The following is a 14450-nucleotide window of genomic DNA, read 5'->3' as shown; positions in this document are numbered from 1 at the left end:
CAGGCTCGTCGCGCGACTCAGCCCGACGTGTACGCCGGTACAGGCGCCCGTCACGCGCCCCACCTGCCAAACGCGCCAGTTCATCGGTTTCTAATGTCCCGGACAGGCTCGTGGCGCGTGACAGCCTGAAGTGGATGCCGGTTCAGGCGCCCGTCACGCGCCGCACATGAGAAACGAGCCTGTTCATCCGTTTCAAATGAAACGGACAGGCTTTGGCGGGCGCCTGGCTACTGGCCGTTCTGGGCGATGGCGCGGCGGGCCTCGGCGGCGCGCTGGGCGTAGGCGGAGAAGGGCATGCTGTAGCGGTTGTACTCGCTGTCGAGCTCGCCCGGCATCGGCGTGCGCTCGCAGCGCGGCGCGCAGGCGTAGTTGGCGACATTGGCCACCGCGGCGCCCGCGCCGGGACCACGGTAGAGCGAGACGCGGTTGCCGCTGGGGGCGCTGACGACGATCTGGCTGTTCTGGATCGTGCGGCCGCGGGCGTCGATGATCATCAGGTTGGTGGCGCCGTAGCTGCGCCCCTGGATCACGGCGGTGCGGCTGTCGACGACATTGATGTCAGCGATGGCGGGGTTGCCGATCATCACGTCGCGGGCGCCGGCCGGCAGGGTGATGCGGACGCCCTGGTCGATGACCGCCGAAATCGTCGCCGCGCCGGCTGAGGAAACCTGGGCCGCGAGGGCCAGGAGGGCGAGGGCGGCGGCGATCAGCGGGCGGCGCATGGCGGGGACCTGAAAAAACTTGTCCGTCAGACTCGCCGCGAATGGTCAAGAAAGGTTGAAGAACAGACCGACTCACGCGCGCGCGAGAATCATTATGCAAAAACCCCGATTCCAGGCCGATTCAGGGGCCATGGTTAACGGTTGTTCACAGTAAACGAAAGTAAACCATAGAAACTTTTCCTCGAATACTTCCGTGTTTACTCGACATTAAGCGCGGGGGCGCAAATTGATCCTGCAATTCGGGGCGAACAAGTCGGTGACTTGATCCCTCACTCACCAACTGGTTCGCAACTTTCCAAGGAGACCACCATGTCCAAGTTCGTCACGCGCTTCCTGAAGGATGAATCCGGCGCCACCGCCATCGAGTATGGCCTGATCGCCGCCCTGATCGCCGTCGTGCTCATCACCGCGATGAACACCCTGTCGGGCAAGATCGCCGGCACCTTCACCAAGATCGGGACCGCGATGCCGCAATAAGCGGCTTCGCTCCGAAACATTGCGGGGGCCGCGGTGCGAAAGCGCCGCGGCCCTTTCGCTGTCTGAAACCTCCCGTTCACCCAAAGGCGGCAGGATGTGCTCGAACCCCGCCAGATGGTCTTTCGCCCATGCCCCTGCTCCAGGCCGCCCTGCTGTCGATCTTCCCCGCCCTGGTGATCGTGGGCGCCCTGCGCGACGCCACCAGCTACACCATCCCCAACTGGATCTCGGCGGCCCTGATCCTGGCCTTCTTCCCCACAGCCTTCGCGCTCGGCCTGACGCCCCAGGCGATCGGCGCCCAGGCGGGCGTCGGCGCCATCGCGCTGGTCATGGGCATGGTGATGTTCGCCCTGGGCTGGATCGGCGGCGGTGACGCCAAGCTGTTCGCCGCGGCGGGCCTCTGGCTCGGCTGGCCGGCCTTCGCCACCTATCTCCTGGTGACCGGGGTCGCCGGCGGGGCGCTGGCCATGGGCCTGCTGGGCCTGCGCTCGATGTGGGTGCGGCCTTATGTCTTGAACGGCCCGGCCTGGGCCGTGCGCCTGGCCACCCCGGGCGAGAATGTCCCGTACGGCGTGGCCATCGCGGTCGGCGCCCTGGCGGCCTTCCCGGCCTGCGCCCTGATGGCGGCCTTCCCGGGGTTGTCCTGACGGACTTCCTTTAGCCCGCGTTAACCATGCGGGCCCCAAAAGCGATGCGCCGGCAGAAGGTCGGAGTTTCGAATCGTGTGCGCCCGGGCGGATCGCAGGGCCGCCGCCAGTCACCCGGTCTCCCTCGCGGGAAGCCACGAGTAGCCGTTCATGGGCGTCGTCCGCATCGCCATCTTCGCCGTCGCCGCCATCGTCGCCATCGTGCTGGCGTTCTTCGTGCGCGGCATGGTGGCTCCGAAGAAGGCGCCGGACCCGGTGGTCGCGGTCGCCGCGCCCACCAAGCCCATGGCCAATGTCCTCGTGGCCAGCCGCGACCTGCCTGTGGGCGCAAGGCTGTCGTCCACCGACATGTCCTGGCAGCCCTGGCCCGTCGAGGCGCTCAACCCCAATTTCGTCACCGACGGCGCGGCCCCGGCCCCCGTCGCCGACTCCACCGCTCAGCAGGTGGCCCAGAAGGCCGCCCAGACCACCAGCGCCATGATGGCCCAGGGCCCGATGGCCGCCTTCGACGGGGCGATCGTCAAGGAGCCGATCCTCAAGGGCGAGCCGGTCATCGCCCGCAAGGTCGTGCGCGGCGGCCAGAGCGGCTACATGGCCGTGGTGCTGCTGCCGGGCATGCGCGCCATGAGCGTGCCGATCAACGCCGAGACCGCGGTGGGCGGCTTCATCCTGCCGGGCGACCGGGTGGACGTGCTGCAGAGCAAGCAGGCCGCCGACGGCCGCACCTGGGTCTCCGAGACCCTGATGCGCAACCTGCGCGTCCTGGCCATCGACCAGAAGACCGATCCCGAGAAGGACGCCCGGACCATTGTCGGCGCCGTGGCCGTGCTGGAGGTTCCCGCCGCCGACGCCGAGGTGCTGTCGCGGGGCAAGGCCCAGGGCGAGATGCAGCTGGCCCTGCGCTCCTACGCCGATCTTGGCGGGGCGGCGTCCCGGGGCGTGCCCGGCAAGCGCGGCGGCCAGGGCCTTCGGGTCTACCGTGGCGGATCGGCCAGTGAGGTGCTTGTCCGATGAACCCGCGCGCCCTCTTCGCAGCCCTTGTCCTGGCCGCCGCCAGCCTGGCCGGCGCCGCCAACGCCCAGAGCGGCCTGACCACCGGCGGCGCCGTGGTGCGGGTCGATCTGTCCCAGACGGGCGGGGCCGTGCAGTCCCTCTCCGTGCCCGTGGGCAAGTCGGCCATCGTCGAGCTGCCAGTGGACGCCCGCGACGTGCTGGTGACCAATCCCAACGTGGCCGAGGCCATGCTGCGCACCCCGCGTCGGATCTTCATCCTGGGGATCAAGCAGGGCCAGACCGACGCGGTCTTCTTCGACGGCTCCGGACGGCGCATCCTGTCCCTGGACCTGCGGGTCGATCAGGACACCTCGGCCATCGCCCAGACCATCAACCGCATCCTGCCCGGCGCCCGGGTCCAGGTGGACGGAATCCGGTCCAGCATCATCCTCTCAGGCGAGGTGGCTAACCTCGGCGACGCCGATAAGGCGGTGCAGATCGCCAAGGCCTCGGTGGAGCGGCCCGACCAGGTGCTGAACATGCTGACCATCGCCGGCAAGGACCAGGTGATGCTGAAGGTCCGCGTCGTCGAGATGCAGCGCAATGTGATCAAGCAGCTGGGCTTCAACCTCAACGCGGTGCTGAACCAGCTGGGAGAGCCTCAGTACCTGCTGGGGACCGCCGCCAGCTTCGCGGTGAACGGCGCCCTGCTGGGCGGCATTTCCGCGGGCTACAAGGCCGACACCACCCAGACCCCGGTGATCAGCCGCAGCGTGCCGGTAGCGACCCAGGTCTATGACTCCGCCACGGGCGCCTATCACACCGAATACTCGCGCCAGAATTTCGACTTCGTCGATCGCAACGACCCGCTCTCGGTGAACAGGACCACGGCGGGCGACCCCGGCCTGAACAAGGGCGAGGCGACCCTGAAGGCCTTCGAGCGGGTCGGGCTGATCCGCATGCTGGCCGAGCCGAACCTGACGGCGGTCTCCGGCGAGTCGGCCAAGTTCCTGGCGGGCGGTGAGTTCCCGGTCCCCGTCGCCCAGGATCAGGACGGCAAGATCACCGTGGAGTTCAAGCCCTTCGGCGTGGGGCTCGGCTTCACCCCCTTCGTGATGTCCCAGGGCCGCATCTCCCTGAAGATCTCCACCGAGGTCTCCGAACTGACCAGCACCGGGTCGTTCACCGTCTCCAGCGCCGCCACCAACACCTCGCTCAGTATCCCGGCGCTCAGCGTGCGCCGGGCCGAGACCACCGTGGAGCTGCCCTCCGGGGGTTCGATGATGATCGCCGGCCTGCTGCAGGAAAAGACCAAGCAGACCCTCGACGGCCTGCCGGGCATGACCACCCTGCCGGTGCTGGGCGCCCTGTTCCGCAGCCGCGACTACCTCAGCGGCGAGACCGAGCTGGTGGTGATCGTCACCCCCTACATCGTCACCCCCACCAGCCCCGGCCGCCTGCAGACCCCGGTGGACGGTATGCGGATCGCCAGTGACGCCTCCACCCTGCTGATGGGGGAACTGACCAAGGCCTACAAGGCCAAGCCGCAGGCCCAGGCGGGTCGCGCCTATCAGGGGCCGTACGGCTACGTGATCGAATGAACACTCCGCTGAACACCGCTGCGATCCTGGCCGCCTTGGCGCTCAGCGCCTGCGGCACCACGGCGGCGCCCGACCGTCTGGTCGAGGCCCGGACCCCGACGGAGCACTTCCAGGCCACGGCGACCGAACAGGCCGAGGCGATCGCCCTGGCGGTCAACGGCCACGGCCTGACCTCCAACCAGGCCGCGGCGCTCGCCGGCTATGTGGACACCTGGCGCCGGGAGAGCGGCGGGCCGATCACCATCCAGACCCCGGCGGGCGGCGCCGACACCACGGCGGCCTATCGCGCCGGCGAGGCGATCCGAGGCTTCCTGGTCTCCCAGGGCGTTCCCGCCGCCGCCATCCTCATGGCCGGCTATGACGGCGCCGCCGAGAACGGCGCCCCGGTGCGCGTCGCCTATGCCCGCTACCTGGCCGTGGTGCCGCGTTGCGGCGAGCAATGGACCAACATCGCCCGTTCGGCGAAGAACGAGGTGCAGCCCAACTTCGGCTGCGCCATCACCGCCAACATGGCCGCCCAGGTCGCCAGTCCGGCCGATCTCGTGCGGCCCGCCGACATGGGCCCGGCTGACAGTCAGCGGCGGCTCTTCGCCCTGGACAAGTACCGCCGGGGCGAAATCACCTCCTCGGCCGCGGACGACCAGGCCAAGGGCGCGGTCTCCTCGGTGGCCAAGTGATGGCGTCCATGACCAGCAAGCCGGGTCACGACCCCTTCGAGCTCGAATTCGAGGCGGACGACGAGTTCACCTCGCCGTCGAGCGACGCCTGGCGCGAGACGCCGATGACGCCGGCCACCGGCGTTGACCCCTTCGCCGACTTCCCGCCGGCCCGCGAGCCGGAGACCCGGGACTTCGGGGGCGATCCCCTGGCCGACGACCTGGATCAGCCCGAGCCGCCGCGCGCCCAGCCGGCCAATCCCGTGCACGAGTTGATCGCCAGCGCGGAAGCCGCGCTGGGCGAGCACACCCTGCCGCGCATCACCATCCATGTCTTCTGCGCCCAACCCGAGACCGCCGACCTGGTGGAGCGCGCCGCCGCCGACCGCCGCATGGCGCGCGCCGCCGTGGTGGTGCGCATGGGCGGCCTGGTGGGCGCCTTCGAGACCTATCAGAACCAGCCCACCCCCTCCCTGGTGATGGTGGAGAGCCTGGACCCCGCGCCTCAGCTGATCGCCCAGCTCGACCAGCTGGCGGAGGTCTGCGATCCGGGCACCAAGGTGGTGGTGATCGGGGCGGCCAACGATATCGCCCTTTATCGCGAGCTGATGCGCCGCGGGGTCAGCGAGTATCTGGTCCCGCCCCTGAATCCGCTGCAGGTGGTCCGCACGGTCACCAGCCTCTATGCCGACCCGTCGGCGCCCTTCGTGGGCCGCCAGATCGCCTTCTGCGGCGCCAAGGGCGGCTCTGGCGCCTCGACCGTGGCCCACAACGTCGCCTATTCGATCACCGAGCGGCTGCACACCGGCGCGGTCCTGGTGGACCTGGACCTCGCCTTCGGCACCGCCGGCCTCGACTTCAACCAGGACCCGCTGCAGGGGGTCGCCGACGCCCTGACCCAGCCCGACCGCCTGGACCCGGTGCTGATGGACCGGATGATGGCCCGCTGCACCGAGCGCCTGTCGCTGTTCGCCGCCCCGGCCACCCTGGACAACGACTACGACATCGGCCCGGAAGCCTATGACGAGGTCACCCAGAAGATCCGCTCGGCCGCCCCCTTCGTGGTGCTGGATCTGCCCCACCTGTGGACCGCCTGGACCCGTAAGATCCTGCTGTCCTCTGACGACCTGGTGATCGTGGCCACGCCGGACCTGGCGAGCCTGCGCAACGCCAAGAACATGATCGACCTGGTGCGCCGCGCCCGGCCCAATGACGCGCCGCCGCGCCTGGTGCTGAACCAGGTGGGGGTGCCCGGCCGCCCGGAAATCCCGGTGAAGGACTTCGGTGAGGCGCTCGGACTGACGCCGTCGCTCAGCCTGCCCTTCGATCCCAAGCTGTTTGGCCAGGCGGCCAACAACGGCCAGATGTTGTGCGAGGTGGCGCCCAAGTCCCGGGCCGCCGAGGGCATCGACTACCTGGCCCAGCAGATCGCCCGGCGCGACCCGCCGCCGGTCCAGAAGACCTCCCTGTTCGGCAGCCTGTTCAAGCGCAAGTAGATGTTCGGCAAGCGTCCCACCGACGGCGATGCGCCGGCCGCCCGCAAGGCCCCGCCCCCGGCGGCGGCCGACGGCGTGGCCATCGCCACCCGGCCCCAGCGGATCGAACCGTCCGCGGCCCCCGCGCCGTCTACCGCCCCGGTCAAGCCGGGCGCCCCGGAGATGCAGCGGGCCGGCGGCCAGGTCACGGCGGGGCCCAAGCCCACCCTGGCCTTCGAGCAACTGCGCGCGGCCCAGGGCCCGGCCCCCACCACCCAGGTGGTGCGGGAGCAGACCGACTATTACCACGCCACCAAGACCACCATCTTCAACGCCCTGATCAACACCATCGACCTGGCCCAGCTCGCCCAGCTGGACGTCAAACAGGCCGGGGAAGAGATCCGCGACATCGTCGCCGAGCTGGTGGCGATCAAGAACGTCTCGATGTCGGTGGCCGAGCAGGACATGCTCGTCCAGGACATCATCAACGACGTCCTGGGCTACGGCCCGCTGGAGCCGCTGCTGGCCCGCGACGATATCGCCGACATCATGGTCAACGGCGCCGGACGGGTGTTCATCGAAGTCTCCGGCAAGGTGCAGCTCACCAATGTCCGGTTCCGCGACAACGCCCAGCTGATGAACATCTGCCAGCGGATCGTCAGCCAGGTGGGCCGCCGGGTTGATGAAAGTTCGCCCATCTGCGACGCGCGCCTGCCCGACGGCTCCCGGGTCAACGTCATCGCCCCGCCGCTGTCCCTGGACGGGCCGACCCTGACGATCCGGAAGTTCAAGAAAGACAAGCTGACCATGAAGAACCTGGTGGACTACGCGTCCATCAGCCCCGAGGGGGCCCGGGTTCTGGGCGTGATCGGCGCCTGCCGGTGCAACCTGATCATCTCGGGCGGCACGGGTTCGGGCAAGACCACCCTGCTCAATACCCTGACCGCCTTCATCGACCCCACCGAACGGGTGGTGACCTGTGAGGACGCCGCCGAACTGCAGCTGCAGCAGCCCCATGTGGTGCGGCTGGAGACGAGGCCTCCCAACCTGGAGGGCCAGGGCCAGATCACCATGCGCGACCTGGTGAAGAACTGCCTGCGGATGCGGCCCGAGCGGATCATCGTCGGCGAAGTCCGCGGACCCGAGGCCTTCGACCTGCTGCAGGCGATGAACACCGGCCACGACGGCTCCATGGGCACCCTGCACGCCAACTCGCCGCGCGAAGCCATCAGCCGGGTGGAGTCGATGATCACCATGGGCGGCTACGGCCTGCCGTCGCGCACCATCCGCGAGATGATCGTCGGCTCCGTGGACGTCATCATCCAGGCCGCCCGCCTGCGCGACGGCTCGCGCCGCATCACCCACATCACCGAGGTGGTGGGGCTGGAGGGCGACGTGATCATCACCCAGGACCTGTTCGTCTACGAGATCACCGGCGAGGACGCCGACGGCAATGTCGTGGGTCGCCACCGCTCCACTGGCATCGCCCGTCCCCGGTTCTGGGACCGCGCCCGCTATTACGGCCTCGAGCGCGAGCTGGCCGAAGCCCTCGACGCCTCGGAATAGGTCATGGCCGCGACGATCATCACAGTCATGGCCGCCCTGCTGGGCTTCCTGGTCATCGCGGGCCTGGGGCTGGCCTTGTCGGGCCCGAGCAGCGGACAGGCCCGCACCCTGAAGCGCGCCCAAGCCATCCTCGGCAACGGCGCCGCCCCCGCCGCCCGCACCGGACGTCGGCCGGCCGCCAGCGCCCAGGACACCCGGCGCCGCCAGATCCTCAAGACCCTGCGGGAGCAGGAAAAACAGCAGAAGAAGGCGACCCTGACCATCGCCGCCAAGCTGCAGCAGGCCGGGTTGCCGGACAACGCGCGCGCCTTCTGGATCATCTGCGGCATCGTCGGCCTGGTGGTGATGGGGATGGTCATGCTGCTGGGCCAGAAGCCGCTGATCGCGCTCGGCCTCGGCTTCGCGGCGGGCTTTGGCCTGCCACGCTGGGTGCTGGGGTTCCTGGGCGCCCGGCGCACCAAGAAGTTCACCGAGGCCTTTCCCGACGGCATGGACATCATCACCCGCGGCATCCGCTCCGGACTTCCGGTGCATGACAGCCTGAGGGTCATCTCTCAGGAGACCGCCGAGCCCCTGGCCGGCGAGTTCAAGCGCCTGGTGGAGGCGATCGGCATGGGGGTCTCCGTCGACCAGGCCCTGGACAAGATGTACGCCCGCATGCCCACCCCGGAGGTGCGGTTCTTCTCCATCGTGCTGGCCATCCAGGCCAAGACCGGGGGCAACCTGGCCGAGGCGCTGGGCAATCTCTCCACCGTGATCCGGGCGCGCAAGCTGATGCGCGAGAAGATCAAGGCCATGTCCGGCGAAGCCGTGGCCTCGGCGATCATCATCGGCTCCCTGCCGCCTGGGGTGGTGGGACTGATCAGCGTGACCAGCCCGGCCTATATGCAGCCGATGTTCAATGATCCGCGCGGGCACATCATGCTGATGATCGGCGCGTTCTGGATGTGCCTGGGCATCTTCACGATGCGCAAGATGATCAACTTCAAGATCTAGGGGGAGCCGCCATGAACCTGCTCTCCGCCATGACCGACCCGGACAACCTTCTGACCCTGTTCGTGGCCCTGGTCAGCTTCGCCACCATCGTCTCCATCGCCACCCCGATGATCACCCGCTCGACCCTGGAGACCCGGCTGAAGTCGGTGTCCACGCGGCGCGAGGAGCTGCGGCGCAAGTCGCGCGAGGCGCTCGCGGTGAAGAGCAACGGCGGCGGCACCCTGCGGCACACCGATGAGGGGCTGTACAAGAAGGTCGTGGACCGCCTGCAGCTCTCGCGGCTGCTGGAGGACCCCAAGGTGGTGGAAAAGCTGGCCCAGGCTGGCTTCCGGGGTCCACGGCCGGTCTCCACCTTCTACTTCTTCCGCTTCATCCTGCCCTTCGCCTTCGCGGTGACGGCGGCGCTGTACCTGTTCCTGGTCAATGACTTCGGCCTGCCGCCGATGAACCGGGTGGTCGTCTGCTTCATAGGCCTGACGCTGGGCTACTACGCCCCCAATATCTACATCTCCAACATCGCCCAGAAGCGCCGCGAGAGCATCGTGGGGGCCTTCCCCGACAGCCTCGACCTGCTGCTGATCTGCGTGGAATCGGGGATGTCCATCGAGGCGGCGATCCAGAAGGTCAGCCAGGAGATCGGCGGCACCTCCATCGAGCTGGCCGAGGAGCTGACCCTGCTGACCGCGGAGATCTCCTACCTGCCCGAGCGGCGGATGGCCTATGAGGGCCTAGCCATGCGGACCAACCATCCGGGCATCCGCTCGGTGACCACGGCCATGATCCAGGCCGAGCGCTACGGCACGCCGCTGGGGGCGGCCCTGCGGGTGATGGCCAAGGAAAACCGCGACATGCGCCTGGCCCAGGCCGAGAAGAAGGCCGCCCAGCTGCCGGCCAAGCTGACCGTGCCGATGATCCTGTTCTTCCTGCCGGTGCTGTTCATCGTCATCCTCGGACCTGCCGTGATCAAGGTCCAGGACATGGTCGCTCAGAACTAGGCGCGTTTACCTGGCCTTGAGGCGTTACGCCGCAGAGTGGCGGCATGCCACGGCCAGAGAACCTCAAGCCCCTGACCACCCTGCGGATCTACGCCGCGGCCTGGGTGGTGCTCTATCACTACTGGCCCCTGCTGGTGGCCGGCGCCCGGCCGGGCGCGGTGGAGAAGGGCTATCTCGGCGTCGAGCTGTTCTTCGTGCTCTCGGGCTTTATCCTCTCCCACGTCTATCTGCAGAGCTTCGGCGAGAAGCGGTTCTCCTATGGCAGCTTCCTGTGGGCGCGGCTGGCGCGGATCTACCCGGTCCATATCGCGGTGCTGGCGGGCCTGGCCCTGCTGATCGCCGGGGCCTCGGCCGCGGGCTTCGAGGCCGGCGACAATGTGGTGGTCTGGAGTTCGCTGCCGGCCCAGCTGCTGCTGCTGCAGGCCTGGGGCCTGGGGCAGGGCGGGGGCTGGAACCATCCCTCCTGGTCGATCTCGGCGGAGTGGTTCGCCTACCTGGCCTTCCCGGCCTTCGCGATGGTGTTCTGGCCGCTGCGGGCGAGGCCTTGGGTCGCCACGGGCCTGGCCGTCCTGCTGGTGGTGGTCCTCAACCTGGTCTTCCCGCTGTTCGCCGGCCATCCGCTCACCGAGGCGACCATCGCCTGGGGCGCGCTGCGGATCGTGCCGTGCTTCGCGCTCGGCTGCGCCGTCTATCTGCTGTGGCGCAACAAGGCGGTCGTCTCGCCCATCGGCGCCAAGGCCCTGACGGCGGGCCTGATCGTCGCCATCGCCGCGGGCGCGGCCCTCACCATTCCCGACCTCTTCATGGTGCTGCTGTTCGGCGGCCTGATCCTGGCCCTGGCCAGTCTCGCCAGCACGGGATCAAACCTGATGGGCTCCAAGCTCGGCGTCTATCTCGGCGAGGTCAGCTTCGCCGTCTATATGGTCTGCATTCCCTGGGAGCTGGTCTTCACCCGGGTGGCGCGCACCGCGCTCGGCCTGCCGGAGGGCCTGCTGCCCTGGCCGGTCTGGGCCCTGATGTTCGCAGGCGTCATCCCGGCGGCCATGGTGGTGCACCATCTCGTGGAGCGGCCGGCGCGCAACGCCATGCGGGCCTGGGAGGCTTCCGGCTTCCGCCTGGGCGGTCGTCGCGAGGTCGCTGAGACCGCCTAGTCCGCCTACTGCGCGGCGCGCACGGCGTCCCAAGAGCGCGGGGGGCCGGCAGGGCCGGGCGCGGCGGCGCGCAGGAAGGCCATGTTGTTGGCCACGGCCTCCGGCGGCAGGTCCTGGCGCACAAGCCGCTCGGCCTCATCGAAGCGTCCCTGCAGGCCCAGCACCAGGGCCAGGTTCTGGCGGACCGCCATGGTGGCGCCGGGCTTGGCGGCGGCCGCGCGCAGCAGAGTCTCGGCCTGGGGCGCGTCCCCGTGGCTGGCGTAGAAGAGCGCCAGGTTGCAAAGCACGGCGGGGTTATCGGGCGCCAGACCGGCGGCCAGGCGGTGGGCGGCTAGCGCCTCCTCCGGCCGGCTGGCCTGGTCATAGGCGATCCCCAGCAGGGACGGCGCGCGCCAGTCGCGGGGCGCGAGCGCCTGGGCCTGGCGGGCGGGCTCGATGGCGTAGAAGCCCTGGCCGCGGCCGACCTGGGCGCGGGCGACCTCCAGCAGGGCCTCGATATTCTTCGGATCGGTGACCAGCACGCGCTTGGCCGCCTCCGCGGCGTCCTCGTACTTGCCCATGGCGCGCAGGGCTTGGGACAGGCCGACGCCGGCCTCGCCGTCGCGGGGATCGAGGTCGGCCTCGCGGCCCCAGAAGGCGGCGCGGGCCAGGGGGTCGAGGCGCGCGGCCAGGCCGCGCTCCTCGGCGCTGGCGCGGCGAGAACCTTCGGGCGTAGCTGAGACCCCGGCGGGCGGAGCCTTGGGCGCCCTGGCGAGGGCGGGCAGGGCGACCAGGCTGAGGGTCAGGGCGGTTGCGGCGAGCGCCGACATGCGACACATGAACGGGACGGGCTCCGGGATGAGGTCGACACCATCCCAGACCCGCTTAAAGGAAGCGTTAAGCATAAAGCGGGCGCCCCGCCCCGCGTCAGGGCCGATCCATGACCGAAGTGATCCTTGCGACCTCCGACCGCGCCGTGGTTCCCGTCCACGCCCTCTATGACGGGGATCTGGCGGGCTTCCTCGAGGGCCGTGCGGCCTTCGTGAAGGCCTTCGCCGAGACCGCCGAGTTCAAGGCCAAGGCCGGGCAACTGCTGGTCCTGCCAAACGCCGAGGGCGGGATCGAGCGGGTGCTGTTTGGCCTGGGCTCCAGCCCCGCCGACCCCATGGTGTTCCGGGCCCTGCCCGCCAAGCTGCCGGCCGGCGACTACAAGATGGCCGTAGCCCCAGTGGGGATCAGCGCTGACCAGATCGCCCTGGCCTTCGCCTTGGGCAGCTACCGGTTCGACCGCTACAAGCAGAAGAAGACGGCCGAGCGCCCGCGCCTGGTGGCCGAGGGCGTCGATATCGCCGAGGTCAATTCCATCGCCCATGCCTGCGCCCTGGCCCGGGACATGGTCAACACGCCGGCCAACGACCTGGGACCGCTGCAACTGGAGACCATCGCCCGCGAGATCGCCGAGCAGCATGGGGCCTCCATCACGGTGATCACCGGCGAGGGCCTGCTGGAGGCCAACTACCCCGCCGTCCACGCCGTTGGCCGCGCCGCGGTCGAGGCCCGCGCGCCCCGCATGATCGAGATCACCTGGGGCGAGGCCGGCAAGCCGCTGGTGGCCCTGGTGGGCAAGGGCGTGGTCTTCGACACCGGCGGGCTGGACATCAAGCCCTCGGCCGGCATGCGGCAGATGAAGAAGGACATGGGCGGGGCCGCGGCCGTCCTGGGCCTGGCCCGGATGATCATGGCCGCCAGGCTGCCGGTGCGCCTGGCCGTCCTGGTGCCGGCGGTTGAGAACGCCATCAGCGGCGACGCCATGCGGCCGGGCGACATCCTGGACAGCCGCAAGGGCCTGACCATCGAGGTCGGCAACACCGACGCCGAGGGCCGGCTGATTCTGGCCGACGCCCTGACCCGCGCCGCGGAGCTGGAGCCGGCCCTGACCCTGGATCTGGCCACCCTGACCGGGGCCGCGCGCGCCGCACTGGGGCCGCAGCTTCCGCCCTTCTACACCGACGACGACGAGCTGGCCGGCCAGATCGAGACGGCCATGAACCAGGTCGCCGACCCCATGTGGCGGATGCCCCTGTGGAAGGGCTATGTCGACGCCCTCGACAGCGATATCGCCGACATCAAGAACGATCCCGACGGCTGGGCCCAGGCGGGCTCGGTGACGGCGGCCCTGTTCCTGCAGCGGTTCGCGCCGACCGGGCCCTGGGCGCACTTCGACATCTTCGCCTGGAACCCTCGCGGGCGGCCGGGCTGGACGGCGGGCGCTGAGGCGCAAGCTATCCGCGCGCTCTACCAGATGATCCGGACCCGGTTTGCGTGAGCCGCGATCCCCGCACCACGCTGGCCCGTCCCGACCTCGCCGCCCGGTCCCTTGAGGGGCTGGCGGTGGCCGGCGCCTATGGTGATCCCAAGCCGATGACCGCCGTGGTCCCGGCGGCGCCGCTGCGCGCCGGTCCGGACGCCGACGCCGAGCAGGTGGACCAGCTGCTGTTTGGCGAGACCTTCGAGGTGCTGGACGAGACGGACGGCTTCTGCTGGGGCCAGGCGCGGCGGGACGGCTATGTGGGCTTCGTGGCCAAGGTCGACCTGGCGGCCCTCGCGCCCGCCCCGACCCACAGGGTGTCGGCGCTGCGCACCTACGCCTTCAAGGATCCCAGCATCAAGAGCCGGGCGCTGGGCCCCTATTCTCTGGGCGGCCTGATCGCCGTGGAGGCCCGCGAGGGGCGGTTCGTGAAGGCGGCCCACAGCGGCTGGTTCGTGGAGGACCACCTTTCGCCGATCGGGGTCTTCGAGGCCGACTTCGTGGCGGTGGCGGAGCGCTATCTGGGCGCGCCCTATCTCTGGGGCGGACGCGAGAGCCTGGGGCTGGATTGCTCGGGCCTGGTGCAGCAGGCTCTGCTGGCCTGCGGCCGGGCCTGCCCGCGCGACACCGACCAGCAGGCCCTGATGGGCCGCCCGGTGGAGACCCTGGCCCGGGGCGACCTGGTGTTCTGGCGGGGACACGTGGCGATCCTGCTGGACGGCGCGACTATCCTGCACGCCAACGCCCACCACATGGCCACCGCCGTCGAGCCGTTGGCCCAGGCCATCGCCCGGATCGGCGCGACCAGCAGTGGTCAGCCCACGGCCTATCGCAGGCTGTAGCCTCAAGCCCCATACGAAAAGACCCCCCGCGATGCGGAGGGC

At 69.7% G+C, this 14450-nt stretch carries 14 protein-coding genes; 12 read left to right on the top strand and 2 right to left on the bottom strand.

What is annotated here, in order from left to right; genetic code table 11:
- Nucleotides 1–227: 227 nt before the first annotated feature.
- Nucleotides 228–722 carry a pilus assembly protein N-terminal domain-containing protein gene (locus RMO97_RS00785; protein WP_310538660.1) on the bottom strand — a complete coding sequence of 165 codons (495 nt, stop codon included), beginning with the start codon at nt 720–722 and terminating at the stop codon, nt 228–230.
- A gap of 309 nt (nt 723–1031) precedes the next feature.
- Here RMO97_RS00785 and RMO97_RS00780 point away from each other — a divergent pair, with 309 nt between their 5' ends.
- The 10 genes from RMO97_RS00780 (at nt 1032) to RMO97_RS00735 (ending at nt 11279) form a co-directional block, all read left to right on the top strand.
- Entirely contained in the window at nt 1032–1199 is a 168-nt protein-coding gene (locus tag RMO97_RS00780) for a Flp family type IVb pilin (RefSeq protein WP_293495417.1), read from the top strand.
- Nucleotides 1200–1327: 128 nt separating this feature from the next.
- The gene (locus RMO97_RS00775; RefSeq protein ID WP_310538659.1) at nt 1328–1846 is read left to right on the top strand and encodes a prepilin peptidase; all 519 of its coding nucleotides are present in this window, start codon (nt 1328–1330) and stop codon (nt 1844–1846) included.
- 150 nt (nt 1847–1996) lie between these two features.
- The gene (gene cpaB, locus RMO97_RS00770) at nt 1997–2860 is read left to right on the top strand and encodes a Flp pilus assembly protein CpaB (protein WP_310538658.1); all 864 of its coding nucleotides are present in this window, start codon (nt 1997–1999) and stop codon (nt 2858–2860) included.
- A complete protein-coding gene (locus RMO97_RS00765) occupies nt 2857–4440 on the top strand; it encodes a type II and III secretion system protein family protein (RefSeq protein WP_310538657.1) in 1584 nt (527 codons plus the stop codon). Before cpaB ends, RMO97_RS00765 begins: the two co-directional genes overlap by 4 nt.
- Nucleotides 4437–5117 carry a CpaD family pilus assembly protein gene (locus tag RMO97_RS00760; protein WP_310538656.1) on the top strand — a complete coding sequence of 227 codons (681 nt, stop codon included), beginning with the start codon at nt 4437–4439 and terminating at the stop codon, nt 5115–5117. The genes RMO97_RS00765 and RMO97_RS00760 overlap by 4 nt, the downstream gene beginning before the upstream one ends.
- A gap of 8 nt (nt 5118–5125) precedes the next feature.
- Nucleotides 5126–6592, top strand: coding sequence for a CpaE family protein (locus tag RMO97_RS00755; RefSeq protein WP_310538655.1), 1467 nt, complete (start codon nt 5126–5128; stop codon nt 6590–6592).
- A complete protein-coding gene (locus tag RMO97_RS00750; protein ID WP_310538654.1) occupies nt 6593–8137 on the top strand; it encodes a CpaF family protein in 1545 nt (514 codons plus the stop codon).
- 15 nt (nt 8138–8152) lie between these two features.
- Entirely contained in the window at nt 8153–9133 is a 981-nt protein-coding gene (locus RMO97_RS00745; RefSeq protein ID WP_310538661.1) for a type II secretion system F family protein, read from the top strand.
- A gap of 11 nt (nt 9134–9144) precedes the next feature.
- The gene (locus RMO97_RS00740) at nt 9145–10128 is read left to right on the top strand and encodes a type II secretion system F family protein (RefSeq protein ID WP_310538653.1); all 984 of its coding nucleotides are present in this window, start codon (nt 9145–9147) and stop codon (nt 10126–10128) included.
- A gap of 44 nt (nt 10129–10172) precedes the next feature.
- Complete coding sequence (locus RMO97_RS00735; RefSeq protein WP_310538652.1) at nt 10173–11279, top strand: acyltransferase; 1107 nt, start codon at nt 10173–10175, stop codon at nt 11277–11279.
- 5 nt (nt 11280–11284) lie between these two features.
- Here the strand turns inward: RMO97_RS00735 and RMO97_RS00730 are convergent, their stop codons facing one another.
- A complete protein-coding gene (locus tag RMO97_RS00730; protein WP_310538651.1) occupies nt 11285–12097 on the bottom strand; it encodes a tetratricopeptide repeat protein in 813 nt (270 codons plus the stop codon).
- Nucleotides 12098–12198: 101 nt separating this feature from the next.
- Between RMO97_RS00730 and RMO97_RS00725 the strand changes: the two genes are divergently transcribed.
- Together RMO97_RS00725 and RMO97_RS00720 are read left to right on the top strand one after the other, a co-directional pair.
- Nucleotides 12199–13584: a leucyl aminopeptidase family protein gene (locus RMO97_RS00725; RefSeq protein WP_310538650.1), complete on the top strand. Its 1386-nt coding sequence runs from the start codon at nt 12199–12201 to the stop codon at nt 13582–13584.
- Entirely contained in the window at nt 13581–14408 is an 828-nt protein-coding gene (locus tag RMO97_RS00720; RefSeq protein ID WP_310538649.1) for an NlpC/P60 family protein, read from the top strand. The genes RMO97_RS00725 and RMO97_RS00720 overlap by 4 nt, the downstream gene beginning before the upstream one ends.
- The last annotated feature ends 42 nt before the right edge of the window (nt 14409–14450 follow it).

This window comes from Phenylobacterium sp., assembly GCF_031425575.1.
In the GTDB taxonomy this organism is placed as follows: domain Bacteria; phylum Pseudomonadota; class Alphaproteobacteria; order Caulobacterales; family Caulobacteraceae; genus Phenylobacterium.
Note: the sequence above shows the minus strand (reverse complement) of the source record. Positions and strands in the feature narration are given on the sequence as shown.